Source organism: Pseudomonas sp. HTZ2, from assembly GCF_033173945.1.
Lineage (GTDB): Bacteria > Pseudomonadota > Gammaproteobacteria > Pseudomonadales > Pseudomonadaceae > Aquipseudomonas > Aquipseudomonas guariconensis.
In genome coordinates, this window is the sequence record NZ_CP137332.1 from 3,188,908 (window position 1) to 3,212,040 (window position 23,133).

Annotated in this window: 26 protein-coding genes; 13 read left to right on the top strand and 13 right to left on the bottom strand. The window is 64.3% G+C overall.

Annotated elements, in window-relative coordinates:
* The first annotated feature begins 41 nt into the window (after positions 1-41).
* From R6G97_RS14750 to R6G97_RS14760, 3 genes are all read left to right on the top strand, one after another.
* Positions 42-1,205: an aromatic ring-hydroxylating oxygenase subunit alpha gene (locus R6G97_RS14750; protein ID WP_090344645.1), complete on the top strand. Its 1,164-nt coding sequence runs from the start codon at positions 42-44 to the stop codon at positions 1,203-1,205.
* 18 nt (positions 1,206-1,223) lie between these two features.
* Positions 1,224-2,885, top strand: coding sequence for a choline dehydrogenase (locus R6G97_RS14755; protein ID WP_043208993.1), 1,662 nt, complete (start codon positions 1,224-1,226; stop codon positions 2,883-2,885).
* Positions 2,886-2,996: 111 nt separating this feature from the next.
* Positions 2,997-3,980: a GlxA family transcriptional regulator gene (locus tag R6G97_RS14760; RefSeq protein WP_317847158.1), complete on the top strand. Its 984-nt coding sequence runs from the start codon at positions 2,997-2,999 to the stop codon at positions 3,978-3,980.
* Here R6G97_RS14760 and R6G97_RS14765 read toward each other — a convergent pair.
* Positions 3,977-4,924 (bottom strand): choline ABC transporter substrate-binding protein, encoded by a 948-nt coding sequence (locus R6G97_RS14765; RefSeq protein ID WP_102081485.1) that lies wholly within the window; start codon positions 4,922-4,924, stop codon positions 3,977-3,979. The genes R6G97_RS14760 and R6G97_RS14765 overlap by 4 nt on opposite strands.
* A gap of 51 nt (positions 4,925-4,975) precedes the next feature.
* Positions 4,976-5,725, bottom strand: coding sequence for a class II aldolase and adducin N-terminal domain-containing protein (locus tag R6G97_RS14770; protein WP_090344640.1), 750 nt, complete (start codon positions 5,723-5,725; stop codon positions 4,976-4,978).
* A gap of 203 nt (positions 5,726-5,928) precedes the next feature.
* Between R6G97_RS14770 and R6G97_RS14775 the strand changes: the two genes are divergently transcribed.
* Positions 5,929-7,398 carry an aldehyde dehydrogenase family protein gene (locus R6G97_RS14775; RefSeq protein ID WP_043208998.1) on the top strand — a complete coding sequence of 490 codons (1,470 nt, stop codon included), beginning with the start codon at positions 5,929-5,931 and terminating at the stop codon, positions 7,396-7,398.
* Between the two features lie 8 nt (positions 7,399-7,406).
* Here R6G97_RS14775 and R6G97_RS14780 read toward each other — a convergent pair whose 3' ends face one another.
* The 4 genes from R6G97_RS14780 to R6G97_RS14795 all read right to left on the bottom strand — a co-directional run bounded on the left by R6G97_RS14780 (position 7,407) and on the right by R6G97_RS14795 (position 9,268).
* The gene (locus R6G97_RS14780; RefSeq protein WP_043208999.1) at positions 7,407-8,231 is read right to left on the bottom strand and encodes a substrate-binding periplasmic protein; all 825 of its coding nucleotides are present in this window, start codon (positions 8,229-8,231) and stop codon (positions 7,407-7,409) included.
* A gap of 135 nt (positions 8,232-8,366) precedes the next feature.
* Positions 8,367-8,519: a hypothetical protein gene (locus R6G97_RS14785; protein WP_167358083.1), complete on the bottom strand. Its 153-nt coding sequence runs from the start codon at positions 8,517-8,519 to the stop codon at positions 8,367-8,369.
* Positions 8,520-8,525: 6 nt separating this feature from the next.
* Complete coding sequence (locus tag R6G97_RS14790) at positions 8,526-8,759, bottom strand: PLD nuclease N-terminal domain-containing protein (RefSeq protein ID WP_043209000.1); 234 nt, start codon at positions 8,757-8,759, stop codon at positions 8,526-8,528.
* Between the two features lie 110 nt (positions 8,760-8,869).
* Positions 8,870-9,268 carry an NUDIX domain-containing protein gene (locus R6G97_RS14795; protein ID WP_317847159.1) on the bottom strand — a complete coding sequence of 133 codons (399 nt, stop codon included), beginning with the start codon at positions 9,266-9,268 and terminating at the stop codon, positions 8,870-8,872.
* A 355-nt stretch (positions 9,269-9,623) separates the two neighbouring features.
* Between R6G97_RS14795 and R6G97_RS14800 the strand changes: the two genes are divergently transcribed.
* Both R6G97_RS14800 and R6G97_RS14805 read left to right on the top strand, forming a co-directional pair.
* Positions 9,624-10,043 (top strand): general stress protein, encoded by a 420-nt coding sequence (locus R6G97_RS14800; RefSeq protein ID WP_043209003.1) that lies wholly within the window; start codon positions 9,624-9,626, stop codon positions 10,041-10,043.
* Positions 10,044-10,103: 60 nt separating this feature from the next.
* Complete coding sequence (locus tag R6G97_RS14805) at positions 10,104-10,979, top strand: manganese catalase family protein (protein ID WP_043209006.1); 876 nt, start codon at positions 10,104-10,106, stop codon at positions 10,977-10,979.
* Between the two features lie 45 nt (positions 10,980-11,024).
* On the opposite strand, the gene R6G97_RS14810 is transcribed toward R6G97_RS14805, so the two are convergent.
* The 7 genes from R6G97_RS14810 to R6G97_RS14840 all read right to left on the bottom strand — a co-directional run bounded on the left by R6G97_RS14810 (position 11,025) and on the right by R6G97_RS14840 (position 15,170).
* Positions 11,025-11,534: a ferritin-like domain-containing protein gene (locus tag R6G97_RS14810; protein ID WP_043209008.1), complete on the bottom strand. Its 510-nt coding sequence runs from the start codon at positions 11,532-11,534 to the stop codon at positions 11,025-11,027.
* A 139-nt stretch (positions 11,535-11,673) separates the two neighbouring features.
* Positions 11,674-12,198 carry a hypothetical protein gene (locus R6G97_RS14815; protein WP_090344633.1) on the bottom strand — a complete coding sequence of 175 codons (525 nt, stop codon included), beginning with the start codon at positions 12,196-12,198 and terminating at the stop codon, positions 11,674-11,676.
* Between the two features lie 21 nt (positions 12,199-12,219).
* On the bottom strand, positions 12,220-13,296 hold the full coding sequence (locus tag R6G97_RS14820; protein WP_102081473.1) for a M28 family peptidase: 1,077 nt from the start codon (positions 13,294-13,296) through the stop codon (positions 12,220-12,222).
* A gap of 17 nt (positions 13,297-13,313) precedes the next feature.
* Positions 13,314-13,595 (bottom strand): DUF6555 family protein, encoded by a 282-nt coding sequence (locus R6G97_RS14825; RefSeq protein WP_043209012.1) that lies wholly within the window; start codon positions 13,593-13,595, stop codon positions 13,314-13,316.
* Between the two features lie 423 nt (positions 13,596-14,018).
* Positions 14,019-14,237 (bottom strand): hypothetical protein, encoded by a 219-nt coding sequence (locus tag R6G97_RS14830; RefSeq protein ID WP_043209014.1) that lies wholly within the window; start codon positions 14,235-14,237, stop codon positions 14,019-14,021.
* Positions 14,238-14,295: 58 nt separating this feature from the next.
* Positions 14,296-14,760 carry a hemerythrin domain-containing protein gene (locus R6G97_RS14835; protein ID WP_043209016.1) on the bottom strand — a complete coding sequence of 155 codons (465 nt, stop codon included), beginning with the start codon at positions 14,758-14,760 and terminating at the stop codon, positions 14,296-14,298.
* A gap of 119 nt (positions 14,761-14,879) precedes the next feature.
* Positions 14,880-15,170 carry a hypothetical protein gene (locus tag R6G97_RS14840; protein WP_090344628.1) on the bottom strand — a complete coding sequence of 97 codons (291 nt, stop codon included), beginning with the start codon at positions 15,168-15,170 and terminating at the stop codon, positions 14,880-14,882.
* Between the two features lie 249 nt (positions 15,171-15,419).
* Here R6G97_RS14840 and R6G97_RS14845 point away from each other — a divergent pair, with 249 nt between their 5' ends.
* The 7 genes from R6G97_RS14845 (at position 15,420) to arsJ (ending at position 23,082) form a co-directional block, all read left to right on the top strand.
* Positions 15,420-15,875, top strand: a complete 456-nt coding sequence (locus tag R6G97_RS14845) for a (2Fe-2S)-binding protein (RefSeq protein WP_317847160.1) — start codon at positions 15,420-15,422, stop codon at positions 15,873-15,875.
* Positions 15,875-18,124: a xanthine dehydrogenase family protein molybdopterin-binding subunit gene (locus R6G97_RS14850; protein WP_317847161.1), complete on the top strand. Its 2,250-nt coding sequence runs from the start codon at positions 15,875-15,877 to the stop codon at positions 18,122-18,124. The genes R6G97_RS14845 and R6G97_RS14850 overlap by 1 nt, the downstream gene beginning before the upstream one ends.
* Positions 18,125-18,140: 16 nt before the next feature.
* A complete protein-coding gene (locus R6G97_RS14855; RefSeq protein ID WP_317847162.1) occupies positions 18,141-19,478 on the top strand; it encodes a c-type cytochrome in 1,338 nt (445 codons plus the stop codon).
* A 166-nt stretch (positions 19,479-19,644) separates the two neighbouring features.
* On the top strand, positions 19,645-20,001 hold the full coding sequence (locus tag R6G97_RS14860; RefSeq protein ID WP_043209026.1) for a metalloregulator ArsR/SmtB family transcription factor: 357 nt from the start codon (positions 19,645-19,647) through the stop codon (positions 19,999-20,001).
* A gap of 55 nt (positions 20,002-20,056) precedes the next feature.
* Complete coding sequence (gene arsH / locus R6G97_RS14865) at positions 20,057-20,773, top strand: arsenical resistance protein ArsH (protein ID WP_102081469.1); 717 nt, start codon at positions 20,057-20,059, stop codon at positions 20,771-20,773.
* A gap of 62 nt (positions 20,774-20,835) precedes the next feature.
* A complete protein-coding gene (locus R6G97_RS14870) occupies positions 20,836-21,840 on the top strand; it encodes an ArsJ-associated glyceraldehyde-3-phosphate dehydrogenase (protein WP_182815457.1) in 1,005 nt (334 codons plus the stop codon).
* 9 nt (positions 21,841-21,849) lie between these two features.
* Positions 21,850-23,082 (top strand): organoarsenical effux MFS transporter ArsJ, encoded by a 1,233-nt coding sequence (gene arsJ / locus R6G97_RS14875; RefSeq protein ID WP_317847163.1) that lies wholly within the window; start codon positions 21,850-21,852, stop codon positions 23,080-23,082.
* The last annotated feature ends 51 nt before the right edge of the window (positions 23,083-23,133 follow it).

Below are 23,133 nucleotides of genomic sequence, written 5' to 3' on the forward strand. Positions count from 1 at the left end.
CCTGACCGAACCCAAGGGGCAGTGTCTGGAGGAGACCAGCCATGCAATCCGTCGAACAGTTCAAGCACAGCACTTGCATTGCAGATTGGGCCGATCAGCGCCCGGAACAGGCGTTCACCCTGCCCTCGCGTTACTTCTTCGATGAGCAGATTTTCGCCGCCGAACGCGACCGCATCTTCATGAGCGCCTGGCACCTGGCCGGCCATCGCAACGAGTTCGCAGAGCCCGGGCAATTCGTGGTTTGCGACATCTTTGACCAGAGCGTGGTGGTGGCCTGTGGCAACGATGGCAAGATCAATGCCTTTCACAACGTCTGCCAGCACCGCGGCAATCGCTTGCTGGACGTGCGCCGGGGCAGCGACACCCGGGTGCTGCGCTGCGCCTATCACTCCTGGTGCTACGAAATGGACGGCAGCCTGCGCAGCGCACCACGTAGCGAACGGCTGATCGCCTTCGACAAGCAGCAGTTCAATATTCCCAAGGTCCGCGTCGAAGAGCTCGGTGGCTTCGTCTACTTCAACTTCGACGCCCAAGCCCCCTCGCTGGCCGAACTGTTCCCCGGCGCCGATGAAGAGATGCGAGCGGTGTTTCCCGAGCTGGGCAAGATGCGCCTGATCGAGGAGCAGGACGTGATCGTGCCGGCCAACTGGAAGGTGATCATGGACAACTCCATCGAGGGGTATCACTTCAAGCTGTCCGGCCCTTGCCATATCGACCTGGCCAAGCTGATCGACTTCAAAGGCTACCGCCTGACCAAGCGTGACAACTGGTGGACCTACATCGCCCCAGCCAACCTGCAGGCCGAGGAAGCCTACGGCGTGAAACTCAGCGGGCCGCGCAACCCCGACGAGCGCTTCTTCAACATTGGCCTATGGCCGAACAACACCTTTTATACCTTCCCGTTCTCCGAGTTCCTCGGCACTTTCATCATGATTCCGCTGGACGCCGAACGCTCGCTGCTGCGCTTTGGCTACTACAGCCCGCACGAACAGGTGCCGGCGGTTTCCCATGCCTGCATGAAATGGATGAACGAAGACCTGGGCCCGGAAGACATCGAACTCAACATCAGTGTGCAGAAAGGCCTGCACTCGCTGGGCTACGACCAAGGCCGCTACATGATCGATGCCGAACGCAGTAACGAAAGCGAGCACCTGGTGCATCACTTCCACAAGCTGGTGTTCGACGGAATCGGCGAAGGCCGCTGACCGTTGAGGGAGAGCCTTATGCTCGGGCATGAATACGACTACGTGATCATCGGCGCAGGCTCGGCCGGCTGCGTGCTGGCCAAGCGCCTGGGCGAGAACCCGGCGCTGCGCATCCTGGTGCTGGAGTCCGGCCCGCCGGACGCCAGCTGGACCATCGACATGCCCTCGGCCGTGGGCATCGTGGTGGGCGGCACGCGTTTCAACTGGCGCTACAGCAGCGAACCGGAGCCGGGCCTGGACGGCCGGCGTATCGGCACGCCACGCGGGCGCACCTTGGGCGGTTCCTCGTCGATCAACGGCATGGTCTACATCCGCGGCCATGCCCGCGACTATGACGGCTGGGCCGAGCACGGCTGCGAGGGCTGGAGCTACCGCGAGGTGCTGCCGTACTTCATCCGTGCGCAAAACCACCGGGACGGCGCCGACCGCTACCGGGGCGGGGCCGGGCTGCTCCACGTCACCCCAGGCGATACGTCGTCACCGCTGTGCCAGGCCTTCATCGAAGCCGGACAGCAAGCCGGCTACGGCGCGAGCGGCGACCTCAATGGCTACCGCCAGGAAGGCTTCGGCCCGGTCGACCGCACCACCCGCGACGGCAAACGTTGGAGCACTGCTCGCGGCTACTTGGCCGAAGCGCTCCAAGGCGGCAACGTCACGGTCGCCACCTCGGCGCTGAGCCGCCGGATTCTGTTCGACGGCGACCAGGCCTACGGGGTGGAATTGGAAATGGACGGTGCCGTGCACCAGGTGCGCGTGCGCCGCGAAGTGCTGCTCAGCGCAGGCGCCATCAACTCGCCCCAACTGCTGATGCTCTCCGGCGTCGGCCCTGCCGAGGACCTGCAGCGCCTGGGCATTCCCGTGGTGCGGGATCTGCCAGGGGTTGGCCAGCGGCTCAACGATCATCCCGACACCGTGGTGCAGTACCGCTGCAAGCAGCCGGTGTCGATCTATCCCTGGACGCGGGCGCCAGGCAAATGGCTGATCGGCGCGCGCTGGTTCGCCAGCCACGATGGCCTGGCGGCGAGCAATCATTTCGAGGCCGGCGCCTTCATCCGTTCGCGGGCGGGCGTGGAGTTTCCCGACCTGCAACTGACCTTCATGCCCCTGGCGGTGCAACCGGGCAGCGTCGATCTGGTGCCGGAGCACGCGTTCCAGGTGCACATCGACCTGATGCGTCCCACCAGCCTGGGCAGTGTCAGCCTGACCAGCGCCGACCCGCACCAGGCGCCACGCATCCTGTTCAACTACCTCACCAGCGAACGCGACCGGGCCGACATGCGCGCCGGTGCCCGACTGGTGCGCGAGATCCTCGCGCAACCGGCGATGCGTGCCTATGCGGGCGATGAGCTGGTACCCGGTGCCGACCAAGTGAGCGATGCGCAGCTCGACGCCTGGGCGCGGCGCGTCACCGAGACCGGCTACCACGCCAGCGGCACGTGCAAGATGGGCCCGGCCGGCGATCCGGAGGCGGTGGTCGACCCGCAGTTGCGCGTGCATGGCCTGCGTGGTTTACGGGTGGTCGACGCCTCGATCATGCCGCAGATCGTCAGTGGCAACACCAACGCGCCCACGGTGATGATCGCCGAGAAGGCCAGTGACTTGATCCGCGGCCATGACCCGTTGCCGGCCAACGATGCCCCGGTGTGGATTCACCCGCACTGGCGCCAATGCCAGCGCTGAAGCGCGCTTGCCAAAGCCGACCCGCTGCGCTTGGATAGGCGCAGCGGGCCTTTTCTATGAACGAGGCGCCGGCCCATGCAGCCGACGCCCATTGTCGAGCCTGGTGCAACCATGAACCGATCCGAAACCCTTGGCCTTCAATGGCAGGGCCCCGCCAGCCCTCCCCTGCGCATCGGCATCCTATTGTTGCCGTCGTTTTCCAATTTCGGCCTGGCCTCGCTGATCGAGCCATTCTCGATCGCCAACTGGCTGGCCCAACGCAGCCTGTTCCAGTGGACCCTGCTCTCGGTGGACGGCCAGCCCGTGCCCGCCAGCAACGGCCTGCTGGCCAGCGCCCAGGCAGGCATCGGCGAGCACACCGAGTTCGACGCCTGCGCGGTGATTGCCAGCTTCGACGTGCACCGCCATGCACGCAACCCGGCGCTGAAGGCCTGGATCAAGCGCCAGGCCGCATTCGGCGCAATCATGGTCGGCATCGAGACCGGCACCGAGCTACTCGCCGCCGCCGGCGTGCTCGATGGCCATCCGGCGGCGGTGCACTGGGACAACCTGCAAGGCTTCCAGGAAAGCTACCCCAAGGTCCAGGCGTGCGCGCAGCTCTACTCGCTTGGGCGCAAGCGTCTGACCTGCGCGGGCGCCACCGCCGTGCTGGATATGGTCCTCAACTGGCTGGATCACCTGGCCGGCGGCAATCTGGCGCGCGAGGTGGCCATGCACATGCTCATCGAGCAGGTGCGTGAGCCGCAGGTCCAGCAGGCTGAGGGTTATCGCCGCAGCCTGCACGCCCAAGCGGGCAAGATGGGGCGGGCCATCGAGCTGATGGAGCAGCACCTGGAAGAGCCGCTGAGTTGCGAGGCTATCGCCGAGCGGGTGGCGCTGTCGCGTCGGCAACTGGAGCGCCAGTTCATGCAGCACACCGGCCTGACGCCATTGAAGTACTACCTCAGCCTGCGCCTGGCGCGTGCGCACAACCTGTTGCAGCAGACCCGCATGAGCGTCGCCCAGGTAGCCGCCAGCGCTGGGTTCGGCTCGTTGGAGCACTTCTCCCGCGCCTACCTTTGGGGCCGCAACGCGGCCCCGGGGGCCTTGCGCTAGAGCCCCAGGTAACGGCGCACCGCCGACACGCCCGGCTGGCCATCGAAGGTCGTCACCCCCGCCAACCAGCTGTCCAGCACCTGCGGATTGCGCTTGAGCCATTCACGCGATGCCAGCGCAGGCTTTTGCTTGTCGTTGAGAATCGCGCCCATGATCTGACTCTCCATCCCAAGCTGGAACTCCATCCGCGATAACAGCGCCCCAACGTTCGGGCACTCCTGGCCAAAGCCTTTGCGGGTGTGGGTATCGACCACCGCAGCGCCATAGTTGGGCCCGAAGTCGTCATCGCCGCCACTGAGGTAGCGCATCGACAACTGGGTGTTCATCGGGTGCGGCTCCCAGCCCAGGAACACGATCGGTTTTTTCGAGCGCACGGCCCGGCGCACCTCCACCAGCATGCCGGCCTCGCTCGACTCGACCAGGCGAAAATCCTTGAGGCCGTAGCGATCCTTGTCGATCAGGCCTTGGATGATCTGGTTGCCGTCGTTGCCCGCCTCGATGCCATAGATGCGCCCCTGCAACTGGTCCTTGAGCCGGGCGATGTCCTTGAAATCCTTGAGCCCAGCCTCGTAGGCATAGTCCGGCACCGCCAGGGTGTACTTGGCGCCGGTCAGGTTGGTGCGCACCCGCTCGACGCTGCCTTTTTCCAGAAACGGCGTAGAGATCGCCGCCATCGAGGGCATCCATGCGCCGAGATAGACATCGATCGTCTTCATCTCCATGGCTTGGTAAGCCATCGGGATCGACAGCATCTGCGTCTTGGTCTTGTAGCCCAGGCCCTGCAGCACGGTGGTGGCAAGGCCTGTAGTGGCAGCGATGTCGGCCCAGCCGACCTCGGCGAAATGCACGGTCTGGCAGGCGACGGGTTCCCCCGCCTGGGCGGTGGCAAAGGCTGCGGCGAACAGCGATGCGGCGAGCACGGATACGGCTGTTTTCTTCGGCATGCGAGCGACTCCAGAACGGTTGAGGGTGGGCGTGGCAAAGGGTTGGGACGTTCAGGCGCGGTAGTCCGGCTCCTGTTCATCGAGGATTTCCTGCAGCGCGGCAAAATGGCGGGTGGCGAAGTCCGGGTAGTCCAACCACTGCCGGGCCGTCTTGCGCGCCACGGCGTCGCTGGCGATGCGCAGCGGGCGGCCGGTGGCCAGGGCGGTGAGGTAGAGCTCGCAGGCGCGCTCGAAGTAGTAGAGATCGTCGAAGGCCTGGGCCACGCTGGGCGCCGCCACCAGTACGCCGTGGTTGCCCATCAGCAGGATCGGCTTGTCGCCCAGCTGACGACTCACTCGCTCCGCTTCATCCCCCAGGCCCATGCCATCGAAACCCTCGTCGATGGCCACGCGCTCGAAGAAGCGCATGGCGTTCTGCTCGATCGGCGGCAGGCGTGAATCGGCCAGGCAGGCCAAGGCCGTGGCGTACTTGGAATGCACATGCAGGATGCAGCGCGCGTGCGGGTGCTGACGATGCAAGGCACCGTGCAAAGCCCAGGCGGTGATGTCCGGCGCCCCGGGGCGCTGCAGGGCCGAAGGATCATCGGCATCGAGCAGCAACAGGTCGCTGGCGCGCATCCTGGAAAAATGCCGCCCATAGGGGTTGATCAGAAAGCGCCTTCCGTCCTCGGACACGGCCAGGCTGAAATGGTTGGCGATGGCCTCGTGCATGCCCAGGCGGGCAGTCCAGCGAAACGCGCAAGCGAGCTCGACGCGGAGCTGGGCATGGGCGTCTAACACGGCGATGGATGGGTTGTGCATGGCAGTTCCTCGGGCTTCGAGCGCACCCCCCGGGTACGCATTCACATCCCCGAGTCTAGGGAGCACACAACCGAGGACTTGACGCGATGCGACCTGGCTTGTCGCGAATGCACGGGCGGTAATGGCTGTCGCATTCGGTCAAGATCGCGCCCAGGGGCCTGGCTATGGTGCGGTCATTTCCAATGCACACGAGGAAACGCAGCATGGCGCATCATCAGCTCTTCATTGCAGGACAGTGGCGTGAACCGCACAGCAAGCGCTATCGGGAAATCATCAACCCCGCCGACGAAACCCTGCTCGCCCTGGCGCCAGAGGCAAGCGCCGACGATATCGACGCCGCGATCGACGCCGCCCGCCACGCCTTCGACCACGGCCCCTGGCCCCAACTGCCGCCGAACGAGCGCAGCGCCGTGCTGCTGCGCATCGCGGCGGCCATCGAAACCGATGCCGCCCATCTGGCGCGCCTGGAAACCCTCAACACTGGCAAGACCCTCGGCGAAAGCGAGGCCGACCTGGCCTGCGTGGTAGCCACCTTCCGCTACTACGCGGGGCTGCTCGAAGCGCGCACCGACATCGCCCATCCCCAGGCGCCCGCCCATGTCATCAGCGTCACGCGCCATGAGCCGGTGGGCGTCTGCGCACTGATCGTGCCGTGGAACTACCCGCTGCTGCAGACCGCCTGGAAACTCGCGCCCGCCCTGGCCGCAGGGAACACGGTGATTCTCAAACCGAGCGAACTGACGCCGCTGAGCGCCTTGCACCTGACATCGCTGCTGGCCGCCCTCGCGCTGCCGCCCGGCGTGTTCAACTTGGTTTGCGGCGATGGCGCCGTGGGCCATCGCCTGGCGCTCAGCGCGCGGGTGGACATGCTGTCGTTCACCGGTGGCGCCAATGCCGGCGCCAAGGTCATGCAGGCCGCCAGTGGCAACTTCAAGCGCCTGGCCCTGGAACTTGGCGGCAAGAACCCGAACATCGTGTTCGCCGACGCCGACCTGGACGTGGCGCTGGACCAAGCGCTCAACGCAGTGTTCTTCAATGCCGGGCAAGTGTGCTCGGCCGGGTCGCGCCTGCTGCTGGAGGCGAGCATCCATGACCGCTTCGTCGAGCGCCTGGCCGAACGCATCGAAGCCATCGTCCTGGGCGATGGCTTCGACAGCCGTACGCGCATGGGCCCGCTGATCTCGGCGGCGCATCGGGACCGTGTGCTGGCACTGGTCCAGACGGCGCAAGGCGAAGGCGCCCGCCTGAGCGCAGGTGGCCATATCCCCAGGGACGCGCACTTGAGCAAGGGGTTCTGGCTGCGCCCTACCCTACTCACCGAGGTCCAGGCCGACATGGGCATCGCCCGTGAGGAAATCTTCGGGCCGGTGATCACCGTCGAGCGCTTCACCGACGAGAACCATGCCGTTCAGCTTGCCAACGATACGCCCTATGGCTTGGCGGCGGGCGTGTGGACCGCAGACCTAGGCCGGGCCCATCGTCTGGCGCGGCGGCTACGGGTGGGGACGCTTTGGGTGAACGACTACAACGTGGCCTTTCCCCAGGCGCCCTGGGGCGGCTTCAAGGCCAGCGGCATTGGCCGCGAGCTGTCGGCGGCAGGGCTAGAGGAATTCAGCGAACTCAAGCATGTGCTGCTCAACTGCGAACCCCGAGCGCTGAACTGGTTCAAGTGAGTCCGCCATCAAGGCTTGCCCGTCGTACCCGACCGAGCCTGCTGGTCCTGCCAGCGCTTGAGGTTTTGCTCCAGCAGTTGCCTGGGCACGGCACGGTCGAGCAGGTCGGTGAGTTTTTGTGCCAGTTGCGCCCGTAGCTCGGGCTGGTTGCAGGCCGAGTGATGGGAGAGGGTCAGGTACAGCCCTTCGCTGGAAACAGGCGGCGCCAGCGCCTGCACTTGCTGGGAGATGCCCAGAGTGCGGGCCAGCGCCAGTCCTGGGTAAAGCTCGTAGATGACGTAGTCGTTGCGTTTGAACAACAGCTTGCGAAACGCTTGGTCCGCGCTGGGGACCGCTTCGAGTTTCAGGTGAGCGTTGGCGTAGTCGTCAAATTGCTGGCCGTAGCTGTTGTTGACCAGGGTGCCACCGCTGCGCCCTTGCAGGTCGGCCCACCCTGTGTAGGAAAACGGGTCGTCGTGACGCACCCAGACCACGCTGGGCGTGTTCAGGAACGGCGGGGGTATGAAATCCATGGTGACTTCGCGCGATGCGGTACGAAAGGCGCCGGCAATCAAGTCGATCCGCCCGCTCTTGACCTGCTCCTGCGCACGCGACCACGGCCCGCCATAGACCACGTCGATCTCAAGCCCCAGTTCGCTGCCAAGGCGCTGGAGCAGATCGGCATTGGCGCCGATCAGGCGTTGCGGGTTCTGCGGGTCGCGCCACAGGTAAGGCGGGTACTCGGGATTGCCTGTTGCCACCAAGTGCTTGCACGGCGGCGCTGCCCCGGCAGCCGCCGGGGCAAGCAGGAAACACATCAGTGACAAGAGCATCGGTCGATAAAGCTTGCGCATGGGCGCCCTCGGTTCGGTCGTACCCGCCTATCTCGACGATGCAAGTGTAGCGTCGATGCAGGCTGCGAGCACGACGCCCCGAAAGCCTCGCGCCAAGCGTGGGTAGACCTTTAACCATGCCCAACTTGGGCAGGCTCAGTGGCGTTTGCCTTTGTCCCGCGCGGCCTTTTGCGCCGTCGAGTCGTGCGCAGTACCGGTCGAGCCATCAGGGCGATGGGCGTCGTTGTCGCGTTCGGCCTCACCCTTGGGCGGGCGCTTGGCAGGTTCGTGGGCAGCTTGGGTCATCATCACCTCCTATCCTTTGCTGTGCTCAGGCGAAGTCGGTCCGGTGCCACGCTTGATGCCGCGCGGCCCGGCAACGCCCCAGATGGCCAGCCCGATCACTGGGAACAGCACCAGCAGCAACGACCACAGCACTTTGGTGCCGTCGGACTTGTCGCTGCGGAACACGCTGACGATGGCCCAGAGATCGACCAGCAGAATGATCGCCACCAGGGCGATCCAGAAATACGTGACAGGATCACTCATATCCGCCTCCTCTTGCGATTCGAAAAAACCACAGGTGTGAACAGAGGAAGGCGCACGGCGGCGTAAAGTTCAGACAGCTTCGTTGAGCGCGGATGAATGGGCCGGCGCTGTCACACCGGTGCCGACAACACCGGCAGCTCCTTGGCCAACAAGGCAGCGGCGGTGCTGCTCAATTGCATACGGCCCAGCACGCTGCGCAGCACCCATTTGCAGGCCACGATTTCGTTGCTGGGAACCGGCCGTGTCCGCTCGCCGAGGTTGATGGTGAAGATGTGATGAAGCACATTGCCAACCGGCAATGTACACAACGCATGCAAGCCCTGGCAGTGCAAAGAGGCTTCCTCGCGCAACTCTCTAATGGCGGCCTCTTCCGGCGTCTCGCCCGGTTCGATGACGCCGCCTGGCAGGTTCCACCTCGCGCGTTTCTTGCGTACGAGCAGGACCTTTCCGTTGCGTAGACAGACGATCGTGGCGCGGGCTTTGGCTGTGCGGTTTTTCTTTGCAGGCATACCGGGTGTTCTGGGCAAAGGTTCGGGTATCGGCAGCGCCGACTGACGCTTCTTCCCTGAAGACCTGCACACCTGACGCCCCGTTCAAGCGAAGGGACACATACCAATCGATCTCACCACAGTGCCAGCGCCTTGCGAATACTTGCGCGAAGGTCATCCGTAAAGCAACAACCTGCGCACCCGAAAGCAGTGCGAGACAAGCCAGGGTTATTGGCTTTGGCACCTCAAACGCCGGTCCGTCAATCCTTAAAGCAACCCGTCAGCAAATTCCAATTCCTTTTGCGAGGCGCAATGCCTCGCCCTTGTCACTACTAGACACAGACCTTCCTGTGTAGATGACATGAGGTGAAAGATCATGGCTGACAACCAAGACAAACAAAGCAACCAAGGCGGCAGCGCCAACACCAACCCAGGCAACTTCGCCAACGACCGGGAGAAAGCTTCTGAAGCTGGGCATAAAGGTGGCCAGGCGTCCGGTGGCAATTTCAAGAACGATCCTGAACGCGCCTCCGAGGCCGGCCACAAAGGCGGCCAGATGTCCGGGGGTAACTTCAAGAACGATCCTGAGCGCGCCGCCGAAGCCGGTCACAAAGGCGGCCAAATGTCCGGGGGCAATTTCAAGAACGACCCTGAACGTGCCTCTGAGGCCGGCAAGAAAGGCGGCCAGGCGTCCGGCGGCAATTTCGCCAACGACCGTGAAAAGGCCTCCGAAGCCGGTCGCGTAGGCGGCCAGCACAGCCATGGGGGCGGCCGTAAAAGCGACGACGACCGCTAACTTCCCACCGATTGCCGGGGCGGTTCTGCCGCCCCGGCGCTGTTGATGAGGCACATTCCAATGTTCATGCACAACAAACGTCTGCAGTACACCGTGCGGGTGGCGCAGCCCAATCCTGGGCTGGCCAATCTGCTGCTCGAACAGTTCGGCGGCCCCCAAGGGGAACTGGCCGCCGCCATGCGCTATTTCACCCAGGCCGTGAGCGAGGATGACCCAGGGCGCAAGGACCTGCTATTCGATATCGCCACGGAGGAACTGAGCCACCTGGAAATCATCGGCTCGATCGTGGTGATGCTCAACAAGGGCGCCAAAGGCCAGCTGGCCGAGGGCATCGAGGCCGAAGGCGAGCTCTACCGCTCGCTGACCGGTGCCGGTAACGACTCGCATATCACCAGCCTGCTCTATGGCGCCGGCGCACCCTTGGTCAATTCCGGCGGTGTGCCCTGGTCGGCGGCCTACATCGATACCATTGGCGAACCCACTGCAGATCTTCGCTCCAACATCGCCGCCGAAGCCCGTGCCAAGATCGTCTACGAGCGGCTGATCAATGTCACGGACGATCCCGGCATCAAGGATGCCCTGGGCTTTCTCATGAGTCGGGAAATCGCTCACCAACTGTCTTTCGAAAAAGCCCTGCATGCCATTCAGCCCAACTTCCCCCAAGGCAAGCTGCCAGGAGATCCTGAGTTCAACAACACGTACTTCAACCTTTCCAAAGGTGGCGAAATGCGCGGGGCCTGGAATGAAGGACAAGACTGGGTCTATGTGGAACAGCCTCAACCGGCTGTGGATGGCGGCGATGGCGAGGCCTCGGTACAGCTCGACGCGCAGTCGCAAACCGCATTGGACGCGATGAAAACCAGGACGATGTCCAACCCCCAGGCCCAGCCTCTGACCGGGGCGGAGCTTGGCAAGGTCAACAACGGTCAGGAGTAGGATGGGGACCCGCACCGGGCAAAACGCCGGTGCGGGTGATTGGCTTCAGCGTTTGGCTTCGGCATCCGGATCGGCGGACCGGGCCAGGAAGGCACGGGTCACTTCCGGCAGGTGGTCCTTCAGCCATTCGGCCATGGCCACTTCTTCCTTGAGAATCGACCTACAGGCCTGTGCGGTGGCGCTGTCGCCGGCCGCCTCCGCCGCCTCGATCAACACGGTATACGAGGCGATCTCCATGTTTTCGAAGACATAGCCGGCCATGGCCCCTTTGACCACCTCGTCGCTCATGGCCATGCCGCCCACTGCCTGCCCGAAGGCCATGAGTTTGGCTGCCATGTCCTTGAACACCGAAGTGCTTCCGCCCAGGCGCTCGATGCACTCGACCAGCACGCGCTGCTGCCCTTGGGTTTCTTCGATGTGCTGGACGATCCGTGCCTTGAGGGTGGGGTAATGCTCGAGGCGTTCAGCCTGCCCTTTGAGCATGCTCTCGGCTTGCTGTTCCATGGCATGGGCATCTCGCAGCCAGTCGAGCAGATTGTCGGTAATGGATGTCATGTTGCGTTGCCTCTTTGGAATGATGGGTACTGCTTGTGAAAGCCAGTTCCCCGCCTCGACTCTGTCGAACCGACAGGTGGGCATGCGGCTACGCTAAAGGCGCCACGCGGCCTCGCTTCGACTGCCAGGCCCGGGCACATCACAACACCTGGATTGCCACCGCATAACCCCCTAGGGCCAGCCAGAACACCAGGAATACCCAAGGAGTGCGCAACGAAAACAGCAATGACTTGCGATACCCAGGTCGCGAGATTTCCGTCTCGCAAAACAGGGGTGACTCGTCATAAGCCAACCCCATCAAGGGCTCGCTGCGCAGCAGGTGGCTCTGCTTGAACTGCCAATGGTCGATGATCTTGTAGGCCGCGCGGATGCCCGGCCAGGCACTCAACGAACTCAACGCCCCCAACAGGGCGAGAAACGGCGGCACGATCAAGGTGAACGCCGCCCCCCAGTCCGGATTGAGATTGCCCATGGAGGAAACGAACGCGATGACCAGAAACGACTGGGCCGCAAGAAAGGCATCGGTGCGGTTGGCCAGGATGCTCGTCTCGTACTGGATTTCCCGGCGGTAGAAATCCAGACGCTCCTTGGGAGAACCGAACAGCTTGGCATTGCGCTCGCTGATTTCGTGCTCAGGGGTTGCGGGGGTGATGATGCGCGGCACCGGTCGCTCCTGGGAGAGGGTTCAACGTGGATTGTGGGGGGCTGATGGGGCTTGCGGCGCCAGCGCGTATTCCACCAACGTCGCTGCACAGGCCGTGATGCCATCGCCATGGATCATCTCGAAGCCATGGGTGTTCTCCGTGGGAATGGCCAGGCAGCCTGCCTGCGCCGCGACACCCGCGCTCATGACCGCGCTCGCGTCACTGGCGAAATCCACCAGCAAGGCGGCTTGCGGCCTGTACCCGGCGCGTTGCGCCGCCGCCGTCAGCCCATGGACGACACTACGGCTGTAGAGACCTTTTTGATCCCCGGTATTGATGATCGGGTCGGCGCTCAACCGGGTACCGTACTCGTCCAGCACCGGGCCCACTTCGACTGCCACGGTAGTATCGCCCGGCAGGCGCGCCGCGGCGTACATGGCTCCGGCGTTGGACTCTTCCTCCAGGGTGGTGAAGACGAACCAGACATCCTGGCGCAGCCCGGCGCGGCGTGCCTTAAGATCACGGGCACAGCCCAGCAGCGCTGCAACCGGCGCGCGATCATCGAGAAAATGCGCCGCGATGCAGTCGTTGACCGCGTAGGGTTGACGCCAGTGCCGGCTGAGCACGACCCGCGTGCCAGGCCTGATCCCGGCGCGTTCCAGTGCAGCGGTATCCTGGCGTGTGACCACGTGCACGTCCTGCCAGTGCACGTCACCAGATAGGACTTCGCGACCATTGGTGGAGCGCCCGCTGTTGTGCATCGAGCCATAGGAGAGCACGCCCGGCAGGCACTGCTGGTCGCCGAGCAGCTCCACCGGGCACACGCCAAAACTGATCGGTTGCGCGCCTCCCAGTGCCAGTACTTCGAGCGTGCCGTCGGTCTTCACGCGCTTCACGATCATGGCGATCTCATCCATGTGAGCCATCAATCGGATGCTCTGTTCAGGCTCGCAAGGCTGGGTTGCGCGCAGCACGCCGAGCACGTTGCCGGCGCGATCGATGCGGGTTTCGTCGCAGTGACGAGCCAGTTCACGCTGGCAGATGTGCCGGACTTCATCCTCCTGCCCGCCGGGTCCGCGGGCCAGCAGCAGTGCGTGGAGTAGCGGATCGATTTCCATGATGACGTGCCCCGGGCTCATGAGCCGTTGAACTTCTTCACATCGATGGGCGGGGCGACGAATTCGGGCCCCTGCCCCGCTGGACGCCAACGCACGTTGGCCAGGCCGTAGCGCTCGGCCATGGGTCGGCTGACCTTCTTAATCGTGTGCTGGCCGAACCGTGGGATGATGCCCACGCCCGCATCGCAACAGGCCCAATGCCAGGCCTCGGCATTGTCCATGCGCCCCAGGCGGATGATGAACGTGCGGTACTCGCCATGGAGTTCGTACTCGATCACAAACAATTGCTGCCCTGCCATCACAAGCCTCCTCAGTGGTTCCAAGCCTATGGAGCAGGGGCAGGGAAAGAAAATTCATTCGAGATTCACACGCTTGGTACAGTCGCCCCAAACGACCGCCGGAACGCTCGCAATGAACCTTGGCCCCGCTCTCGGGCTCGATTGCCAAAGCGCGCAGGAAAACGGCCATGAATGCATTCAACGAGCCTTTGGAGCGGGAGCGACGCAAGCGCCTGGCGATCGATTGCTGGTTCGCCCTGTTCGACGATCACACGCTACGCCAGGACTGCCCCAGCACCTACCACGAGACGCTGTTGCGCCAAGCGGATGAAATGGACCGACTCGGGTTGGTGGAGTGGACCGAATGGCGCGACCTGCGCCGGCTGGCCGACCGGGCGTTCCTCAGGGCGGTCGCCGGTGCGGACTACCATCCGGCCACACCGCTCAGGGTTGTTGGTAGTGGGCCGGGGATGTGCCCGGCTCATGTTCATGCTCGATGCGCTGCACCTGTACATCGGTGAACGACGATGACTCGCCGCGATGCAGCCCCTGCAGATAGCTGCGCGCGCATTCCACGCTGATGTCCTGTTCGTCGCTGCGCATTTCGCAGGTGCCTGGTTGGTTATCGAGGATGTAGCTGATCAGAAACAGATGACTGGCCATGGACGGCGCTCCTGTCGAGAAAATGAAACGCGACCGGCTACCCGGTCGCGTATGGGCGTCAGGCGGCGCTCTGGTCGGCCTTTAGCATTTTCTTGTGGGCCTGCATGGCGACGCCCATCTCCTCGAGCGCCTGCTTGCCCAGCAGCTTCTTGGCAGTCGGAAAGAGCTCGCCTTCCTCCTCCTCGATATGGTGCTCCAGCAGCTCCTTCATCACCTTGACCCTGCCTGCGAACTCCACGGTGCCAGTGTCGGTCTGCAGCAAGTCGGGCAAGACCAGCGAGTCGACGGTGCGGTGTTCCTCCTTGGCCTCGTAGTACATTTTCTCCTCTTCCTTGCCCCCGGCCTGCTTGATGGCCGGGTAGAGGATCTGCTCTTCGAGCGCGGTATGGATCTGCAGCTCCTGTTCGATGCGGGCGAGCAACTCACTGCGCTTTTTCACGGCGCGCTCGGTGGTGCTGGACAGTTCCTCGAGCAGTTTCTTGACGGTTTCATGATCCTGGATTAGCAGTTCGATGGCATTCATTGTCGGGCCTCATCAGTCGATGGAATACAAAGACTTGCCCTGTGTGGAGTCATCGCCCGCTACGTCGGTTCGTGGTGGCCGATAAATGGCAGCGCACCGGCCGCGCCGCGGGGTGTCGGTCACTTGGCGCAGGCGGGGACCGCGACGCGCTCGCCGGCTATCCACCTGGCGCGGCCCACCCCCCAGGCCAGCGCCCGGGTCATGGTCTCGCCTGGGCGAGCATCGAACGCTTCTTCGTGCAAGGCCTTGCCGCCACGTGCATACACACCGATGAACAACTGCGTGGCCCCGGTGCGCGACAGCCTTACCTGCACATCGATACAGGTGCCATCGTCGAGCGCCTCCTGATGCGTTCGATGATGAAGGGTCGCATCAGCCCAGTTCCAAAACACATTACCCCTGATACGCATGTCGGCCTCCTGCGACTCCTGTCCAGAGCGCCACCCTATCGAAACCGCCCTGGCATGCAACCTCCATGGGCAGGAATGAGAACTGAATCAGACAACCGGTGGGCTACCCTGCAATCAGGCTAATGATCGTCCAGCATCGGCCTTATGCTGCCGCCCTCGAGCTGCGCCTGTGCTAGCGTTTCCTGATTGGGTGCCCTGCCCTCCTGCCGACGAGAATCGACACATCAACCGACTGATTACAGGTGAGCCATGGAGCTGAAAATCAACCAAAAGACCTACCAGGTCGATGCCGAAGCCGACACGCCGCTGCTGTGGGTGATCCGCGACGACCTGAGGCTGACCGGCACCAAGTACGGCTGCGGCCTGGCCCAGTGCGGCGCCTGTTCGGTGCTGGTCGACGGCAACGTGGTGCGCGCCTGCGTCACGCCGGTGGCCGGTGTGGTCGGGCGGGAGGTGACCACCATCGAGGCGATCGAGGCCGATGAGGTCGGCAAGCGCGTGGTGGCGGCGTGGGTCGAACACCAGGTGGCTCAGTGCGGCTATTGCCAGTCCGGCCAGGTGATGGCGGCCACCGCACTGCTCAAGCACACACCCACGCCCAGCGGCGAGCAGATCAACGCGGCGATGGTCAACCTGTGCCGCTGCGGCACCTACAACGCCATCCACGCCGCCATGCACGACCTGGCCCAAGGGGGTAAAGCCTGATGAAAACGCCCCTGGAGCTCCCCGAAGACCTGCTGAGCCTGACGCCCGGTGCAACCGTCAACCTGTCGCGCCGGCGTTTTCTCGCCGGTACCGCCGTCGGTGCACTGGTGCTGGGCTTCGGCCTGCCCCTGGGTTCACCCCGGGTGCAGGCGGCCACAGCCACCGGCACTGAACGCGGCACCCAGGTGCCGGCCTTCCTGGAGATTCGCCCGGACAACACCGTGCGCCTGCTCAGCCCGTTCATGGAAGGCGGCCAAGGCACCTACACCGCCATGGCGCAGATCGTCGGCGAGGAACTGGATGCCGACCCGGCCACGTTCGTGGTCGACAGCGCCCCACCTGGCGAAGCCTACGTGGTGATGGAAAACGGCATGCGCATCACCGGCGGCAGCATGTCGGTGCGCATGAGCTACCCGACCATGCGCCGTCTCGGCGCCATGGCCCGCGCCATGCTGCTGCAGGCCGGCGCCGAGCACTTCGACGTGCCGGTGGGCGAACTCTCCACCGAGCCTGGCAAGGTCGTCCATGGCGCCTCTGGGCGCAGCATCACCTATGGCGAGCTGGCCGGACGCGCCATGGACCTGCCCGTGCCGGACCCGGCCAGTGTCCCGCTGCGCGACCCCAGCCAGTTCCGCTGGATCGGCAAGCCGGTCAAGCGCGTCGATGCCTACGACAAGTCCACCGGCAAGGCCCAGTACAGCATCGACATCCACCTCGACGGCATGCTCCAGGCCGCCGTGCAGCATGCGCCACGTCTGGGCATGACCCCTGGCGGCATCCGCAACGAAGCCCAGGTCAAGGCCATGAAAGGCGTACATTCCGTGCACCTACTGCCCGGTGCGGTCGCAGTGGTCGCCGAGCGTTGGTGGTACGCCAAGCGTGCAGCCGAGGCGCTTCAGGTCGACTGGCAGGAGCCGGGGCCCGACGCGACGGTACGGCCCATGCCCAAGGATTTTTCCAGCGATGCCTGGCGCGAGCACCTGGCAGCCCAACCAGGTCCAGGTCGCGATGACGAAAAACATGGTGATGTAGCTGCGGCCCTGGCCAGCGCCAAGACCACCGTCGAGGCCACCTACCACAATCAGTACCTCAACCATGCCCAGCTGGAGCCGCCCTCGGCGACCGCGCGCTTCAACCCGGACGGTTCGCTGGAGGTGTGGCTGCCCAACCAGGCGCCAGACATGTTCCGCGACGACATCGCCAAACGCACCGGGCTCGACCCTGCGCGGATCACCCTGCACTCGCCTCTGCTCGGCGGCTTTTTCGGTCGGCATTTTCTCTATGACTCGGCCAACCCCTACCCTCAGGCCATCGCGCTGGCCAAAGCAGTCGGGCGCCCGGTCAAGGTGATCTGGACGCGCGAGGAAGAATTCCTGCGCGATGTGCTGCGCCCCGTCGCCGTGGTCAAGTTCCGCGCCGGGCTCGATGACAAAGGGCTGCCGGTGGCGCTTGAAGCGGTGAGCGCCACCGAGGGTCCTACCGAAGCCATCGTCGGCAAACAGGGCGAGCAACTGGACCCTACAGCGCTCGAGGGGCTGTCGGGCAAGGCCTACGCCATCGCCAACACGCGCATCGCCCAGATCTACGTCAAAGGGCCGGCCATGCTCGGCTACTGGCGTTCGGTGGGTAATTCGCTCAACGACTTCTTCTACGAAGCCTTTCTCGACGAACTGGCCGACAAGGGCGGCCAGGACCCCTACGCGTTGCGTCTGCACCTGCTGCAGGGCAACGCGCGCTTGACCACATTACTGCAGGCGGTCGGCGAGTTGTCCGGCGGTTGGAAGCGCGGTCCGTTCACGGCCGAGGATGGCAGCACGCGCGCCCGTGGCGTGGCCATGGCCTCGCCATTCGGCTCCGAGGCGGCGGTGATCGCCGAGGTGTCGATCGAGAACGGCCAGGTCAAGGTGCACGACATTTGGCAGGCGATCGACCCGGGCAGCATCGTCAACCCGGCGATCATCGAAGCCCAGGTCAACGGCGCGGTGGCCCTGGGGCTGTCCCAGGTGCTGCTGGAGGAAGCGGTATGGCAAAACGGCATGCCGCGGGCGCGCAACTACGACCTGTATCCGGTGCTGCCGCCTTCGCGCATGGCGAGGGTGCATGTGCGCATCATCGAGAGCGGCGCGAAGATGGGCGGGATCGGCGAGCCCCCGCTACCAGCGGTGGCGCCTGCCGTGGCCAACGCGGTGGCACGGCTGACCGGTCAGCGCATTCGCAGCATGCCGCTCAGTCGCTATACCTTCAGCTGACGCCCAGGGGCCACCCATGCACAACCGTCGACTCGCAACCGCCGCCCGTTGGCTGGCCCTGCCGTGCCTGGCTGCGGCAGGCCTGTTGGCCTGGTATGTCACCCGTGAGCCAGCCTCGCCCCTGGCCGGCGAGGCGCCACCGGACGCTGCGCTGGTCAGTCGTGGCGAGTACGTCGCTCGCCTGAGCGACTGTGTCGCCTGCCACAGCCTGCCGGCGGGCAAGCCATTCGCTGGCGGTCTGGAAATGGCCACGCCGCTGGGCTCGATCCATGCCACCAACATCACCCCCGACCGGCAGACCGGCATTGGCACCTACAGCCTGGCTGACTTCGACCGCGCCGTGCGCCAGGGCGTCGCGCCAGGAGGCCGACGGCTGTACCCGGCCATGCCCTACCCCTCTTACGCCAAGCTCAGCGACGATGACGTCAGGGCGCTGTATGCCTTCTTCATGCACGGCGTACCGCCCGTCAACCAGGCCAACATCCAGAGCGACATTCCCTGGCCGCTCAACCTGCGCTGGCCCATCGCCCTGTGGAACGGCCTGTTCTCGCCCGCCACACCCTATGCGGTCAAACCCGCACAGGATGCACTGTGGAACCGCGGCGCCTATATCGTCCAGGGCCCCGGTCATTGCGGCAGTTGCCATACCCCTCGGGGCCTGGCCTTCAACGAGAAGGCCCTGGATGAGCGAGGTGCGCCGTTCCTGGCCGGTGCCCTGCTCGATGGCTGGTATGCCCCGAGCCTGCGCGGCGACCACAACACCGGCCTTGGGCGCTGGAGCGAGGCGGACATCGTGCACTTCCTCAAGACCGGGCGAAACCAGCATGCCGTGGTATTCGGCTCGATGACCGAAGCCTTCAACAACTCCACCCAGTTCATGAACGACGAGGACCTGACGGCGATCGCGCGCTATCTCAAGTCATTGCCGGGCGACCGTGAGCGCGACGGTGCGCCCTGGCAATACCAGGCCTTGCCTGCCACGCACTTGGACACCCCAGGCGCCCAGACCTACCTGACCCACTGCGCCTCCTGCCACGGCCTCGATGGCAAGGGCCAGCCCGAATGGATGCCGCCCCTGGCCGGGGCCACCTCGGCGCTGGCCAAGGAAGACGCCTCGGCCATCAACATCACCCTCAACGGCTCGCAACGGGTCGTCGCCCAAGGCCAACCGGACGCTTACCGCATGCCGGCGTTTCGCGAGCAGCTGTCGGACCGGCAGATTGCCGATGTCCTGACTTTCATGCGCAGCGCCTGGGGTAATCGGGGCGGTGCAGTGCAGGCCCAGGCGGTCGCCAAGCTGCGCGAACACACCGACCCGGCCAGCAGCAGCCCGATCATCCTTCACATGCGCTGAGCGGTCGCCGGCCAATGCCGGACGAGGTGGCCAGGCCCTTGGCGCCTGACCGCCCCGCTGAGCTCTGCCTCTGATCAGCGGGGGCTTGAGATATATTCGATAAGGCGTATATTCACAAAATCATATATCCCTCGAAACTCGTGCTCGTCAGCCCATGAGAACCGCCATGATTGACCCTTTGTCGCCCACCCAGGTTTTCAAGTGCCTCGCCGACGAGAACCGTGTGCGCATGATGCTGCTGATTGCCCGCGAGGAAGAACTCTGCGTGTGCGAACTGATCTGCGCCCTGGATGAAAGCCAACCCAAGGTCTCCCGCCACCTGGCGCAACTTCGCACCTGTGGCCTGCTGGAAGACCGCCGCCAAGGCCAATGGGTGTATTACCGGTTACATCCCGCATTGCCCGCCTGGGTACGCGAAGTGCTGGCAACCACGCTGGAGGCCAACCGCGAATGGCTCAGCACCAGCACTCGACGCCTGGATGTCATGGGCGAGCGGCCCCAGCGCCTCGCCTCCTGCTGCTGATTGCCCCCATTGGCGTGCGAGCAAAGAACGCCGTCTCTCTGCCAAGAGTGAAATCATGAACGAACACCCTATTCCCAACCTGGACAACGCACTCGTTGACCTGCCGACCGTGGACAAACTGGCACGCGCGCAGACCTCCACGCACAAACCACGGATCCTGCTGCTCTACGGATCGACCCGCGAGCGCTCCTTCAGCCGGCTGTTGACCGAAGAAGCGGCCCGCCTGCTGGAACACTTCGGTGCCCAGACGCGCATCTTCAACCCCTCGGGCCTGCCGCTGGCCGATGACGCCCCGGACGATCATCCCAAGGTCAAGGAACTGCGCGAACTGGTGCTCTGGTCCGAAGGCATGGTCTGGTGCTCGCCTGAGCGCCACGGCGCAATGACCGGCGTGTTCAAGTCGCAGATCGACTGGATCCCTTTGAGCATGGGCGCGGTACGTCCGACCCAGGGCAAGACCCTTGCACTGATGCAGGTCTGCGGTGGATCGCAGTCGTTCAACGTGGTGAACCAGTTGCGTGTGCTCGGCCGCTGGATGCGCATGTTCACCATCCCTAACCAGTCGTCAGTGCCCAAGGCCTACCTGGAGTTCGACGAAGCCGGGCGCATGAAGCCGTCTGCGTACTACGACCGCGTCGTCGATGTCATGGAGGAACTGGTGAAATTCACCCTGCTGTTGCGCGACCGCGCCGATTACCTGGTCGACCGTTACTCCGAGCGCAAGGAGTCGGCCGAGGAACTGTCCAAGCGCGTCAATCAACGTTCTATCTGACCCCCTCATGACCTTCCTCACTTCCGTCGGAGGTGGGTTTACCGCACTACGAGCACAAGAACATGACAATCAAAGTAGGCATCAATGGTTTTGGACGTATTGGTCGTCTGGCGCTGCGTGCGTCCTGGGAGTGGCCAGAATTCGAGTTCGTGCAGATCAATGACCCGGCCGGCGACGCTGAAACCCACGCCCACCTGATCAACTTCGACTCGGTCCACGGACGCTGGCACCGTCAAGCCAATGCCGAAGGCGACTCGGTGGTGATCGAGGGCAAGCGCATCAAAGTCACCGCCAACAAGACGATCTCCGACACCGATTGGTCGGGCTGCGACCTGGTGATCGAGGCCAGCGGCAAGATGAAATCGGTGGCCGTGCTCCAGGCCTACCTCGACCAAGGCGTCAAACGCGTGGTGGTCTGTGCCCCGGTGAAGGAAAGCGGCGCGTTGAACGTGGTGATGGGCGTCAACCAGCACTTGTTCGATCCGGCGCAGCACCGCATCGTCACCGCCGCCTCCTGCACCACCAACTGCCTGGCGCCGGTGGTCAAGGTGATTCACCAGCACCTGGGCATCCGCCACGGCTCGATCACCACCATCCACGACTTGACCAACACCCAGAGCATTCTCGACACGCCGCACAAGGACCTGCGTCGTGCCCGCGCCTCGGGCATGAGCCTGATTCCCACCACCACTGGCTCGGCCACTGCGATCGCCGAGATTTTCCCCGAACTGCGCGGCAAGCTGAGCGGCCATGCCGTGCGCGTCCCGCTGGCCAACGCCTCGCTGACCGACTGCGTGTTCGAAGTGGAGCGTGCGACCACGGCCGAAGAAGTCAATGCGCTGCTCAAGGCAGCCGCCGAAGGCCCGCTCAAGGACATCCTGGGTTATGAAGAACGCCCCCTAGTGTCCATCGACTACCGCACCGACCCACGCTCCTCGATCATCGATGCCTTGTCGACACTGGTGGTCAACGGTACCCAGGTGAAGGTCTACGCCTGGTACGACAATGAATGGGGCTATGCCAACCGCGCAGCGGAGCTGGCCCGGCTGGTCGGCACGGCGGAGTAAGCAGCGATCATGAAGGCGTTGTCTGCCCTGTCTTCGCAAGTCCGTCAGTACCTGCTGGTGACCGGCGATTACTGGGCTTTCACCCTCACCGACGGCGCCTTGCGCATGCTGGTGGTGCTGCACTTCCATGCACTGGGCTACACGCCGCTGCAGATTGCGGCGCTGTTCCTGTTCTACGAAGTGTTCGGGGTGATCACCAACCTGGTGGGCGGCTACCTGGGCGCCCGTCTGGGGCTCAACCGCACCATGAACATCGGCCTGGGCCTGCAGGTGCTGGCCTTGCTGATGCTCACGGTGCCGGCCGCCTGGCTGACGGTGCCTTGGGTGATGGCCGCCCAGGCGCTGTCCGGCATCGCCAAGGACCTCAACAAGATGAGTGCCAAAAGCACTATCAAGCTGCTGGTTCCGGGCAGCCAGCAAGGCACTCTCTACCAATGGGTTGCCCTACTCACGGGCTCGAAAAACGCGCTCAAGGGCGTGGGGTTCTTCCTTGGCGGCGCACTGCTTGCCCTGCTCGGCTTCACCCAGGCGGTGCTGGCCATGGCGACAGTCCTGGCCTTGATCTGGCTCGCCAGCCTGATCTTGCTGAAAAAGGATCTGGGCAAAGCCAAGGCCAAACCGAAATTCCGCGACCTGCTGTCCAAGAGCCGGGCGATCAACCTGCTCTCGGGCGCACGACTGTTTCTCTTCGGCGCCCGCGATGTGTGGTTCATCGTGGCACTGCCGGTGTACCTGAGCACCGCCTTTGGCTGGGATTTCTGGCAGGTCGGTGGCTTCCTGGCCAGCTGGATCATCGGCTACGGCATCGTCCAATCGCTTGCCCCTCGTCTTACCGGCAAGGCGCGCGGTCATGTCCCCGACGGCCGGGCGGCCTTCGCCTGGGCCACCGCCCTCGCTGGCGTGCCCGCGCTGATCGCCGTGGGCCTGACTGCCGGGGCGCCAGCCCAGGTCGTGCTGCTCGGCGGGCTGATGCTGTTCGGCGTGCTGTTTGCGGTGAATTCGTCGCTGCACAGCTATCTGATCGTTAGCTATGCCAAGGAAGACGGCGTATCGCTGGATGTGGGCTTCTACTACATGTCCAACGCCCTGGGGCGGCTGATCGGCACACTGCTTTCGGGGTGGGTGTTCCAGGTGTATGGCCTGCAGGCGTGCCTGTGGATCTCCTGCGCCTTCGTGCTGCTGGCGGCCTTGATTTCGGTCGCGTTGCCAAGGCATGCCAAGGGGGTTGTCGGTGCGCATTAGCCCCCCCGGGCGGCCGTGCGACCGGCCACCAGGGTGACCGCACAGGACATC

Bases quoted from the DNA above. Each gene is read 5' to 3' on its own strand.
- R6G97_RS14770 (WP_090344640.1), bottom strand. From the start codon at position 5,725: ATGCACAACCCATCCATCGCCGTGTTAGACGCCCATGCCCAGCTCCGC.
- R6G97_RS14795 (WP_317847159.1), bottom strand. From the start codon at position 9,268: ATGCCTGCAAAGAAAAACCGCACAGCCAAAGCCCGCGCCACGATCGTC.
- R6G97_RS14780 (WP_043208999.1), bottom strand. From the start codon at position 8,231: ATGCGCAAGCTTTATCGACCGATGCTCTTGTCACTGATGTGTTTCCTG.
- R6G97_RS14840 (WP_090344628.1), bottom strand. From the start codon at position 15,170: ATGCGTATCAGGGGTAATGTGTTTTGGAACTGGGCTGATGCGACCCTT.
- R6G97_RS14860 (WP_043209026.1), top strand. From the start codon at position 19,645: ATGATTGACCCTTTGTCGCCCACCCAGGTTTTCAAGTGCCTCGCCGAC.
- R6G97_RS14855 (WP_317847162.1), top strand. From the start codon at position 18,141: ATGCACAACCGTCGACTCGCAACCGCCGCCCGTTGGCTGGCCCTGCCG.
- R6G97_RS14800 (WP_043209003.1), top strand. From the start codon at position 9,624: ATGGCTGACAACCAAGACAAACAAAGCAACCAAGGCGGCAGCGCCAAC.
- R6G97_RS14790 (WP_043209000.1), bottom strand. From the start codon at position 8,759: ATGAGTGATCCTGTCACGTATTTCTGGATCGCCCTGGTGGCGATCATT.
- R6G97_RS14825 (WP_043209012.1), bottom strand. From the start codon at position 13,595: ATGGCAGGGCAGCAATTGTTTGTGATCGAGTACGAACTCCATGGCGAG.
- R6G97_RS14775 (WP_043208998.1), top strand. From the start codon at position 5,929: ATGGCGCATCATCAGCTCTTCATTGCAGGACAGTGGCGTGAACCGCAC.
- R6G97_RS14765 (WP_102081485.1), bottom strand. From the start codon at position 4,924: ATGCCGAAGAAAACAGCCGTATCCGTGCTCGCCGCATCGCTGTTCGCC.
- R6G97_RS14870 (WP_182815457.1), top strand. From the start codon at position 20,836: ATGACAATCAAAGTAGGCATCAATGGTTTTGGACGTATTGGTCGTCTG.
- R6G97_RS14750 (WP_090344645.1), top strand. From the start codon at position 42: ATGCAATCCGTCGAACAGTTCAAGCACAGCACTTGCATTGCAGATTGG.
- R6G97_RS14760 (WP_317847158.1), top strand. From the start codon at position 2,997: ATGAACCGATCCGAAACCCTTGGCCTTCAATGGCAGGGCCCCGCCAGC.
- R6G97_RS14830 (WP_043209014.1), bottom strand. From the start codon at position 14,237: ATGGCCAGTCATCTGTTTCTGATCAGCTACATCCTCGATAACCAACCA.
- R6G97_RS14810 (WP_043209008.1), bottom strand. From the start codon at position 11,534: ATGACATCCATTACCGACAATCTGCTCGACTGGCTGCGAGATGCCCAT.
- R6G97_RS14845 (WP_317847160.1), top strand. From the start codon at position 15,420: ATGGAGCTGAAAATCAACCAAAAGACCTACCAGGTCGATGCCGAAGCC.
- R6G97_RS14820 (WP_102081473.1), bottom strand. From the start codon at position 13,296: ATGGAAATCGATCCGCTACTCCACGCACTGCTGCTGGCCCGCGGACCC.
- R6G97_RS14785 (WP_167358083.1), bottom strand. From the start codon at position 8,519: ATGATGACCCAAGCTGCCCACGAACCTGCCAAGCGCCCGCCCAAGGGT.
- arsJ (WP_317847163.1), top strand. From the start codon at position 21,850: ATGAAGGCGTTGTCTGCCCTGTCTTCGCAAGTCCGTCAGTACCTGCTG.
- R6G97_RS14835 (WP_043209016.1), bottom strand. From the start codon at position 14,760: ATGAATGCCATCGAACTGCTAATCCAGGATCATGAAACCGTCAAGAAA.
- R6G97_RS14755 (WP_043208993.1), top strand. From the start codon at position 1,224: ATGCTCGGGCATGAATACGACTACGTGATCATCGGCGCAGGCTCGGCC.
- R6G97_RS14850 (WP_317847161.1), top strand. From the start codon at position 15,875: ATGAAAACGCCCCTGGAGCTCCCCGAAGACCTGCTGAGCCTGACGCCC.
- arsH (WP_102081469.1), top strand. From the start codon at position 20,057: ATGAACGAACACCCTATTCCCAACCTGGACAACGCACTCGTTGACCTG.
- R6G97_RS14805 (WP_043209006.1), top strand. From the start codon at position 10,104: ATGTTCATGCACAACAAACGTCTGCAGTACACCGTGCGGGTGGCGCAG.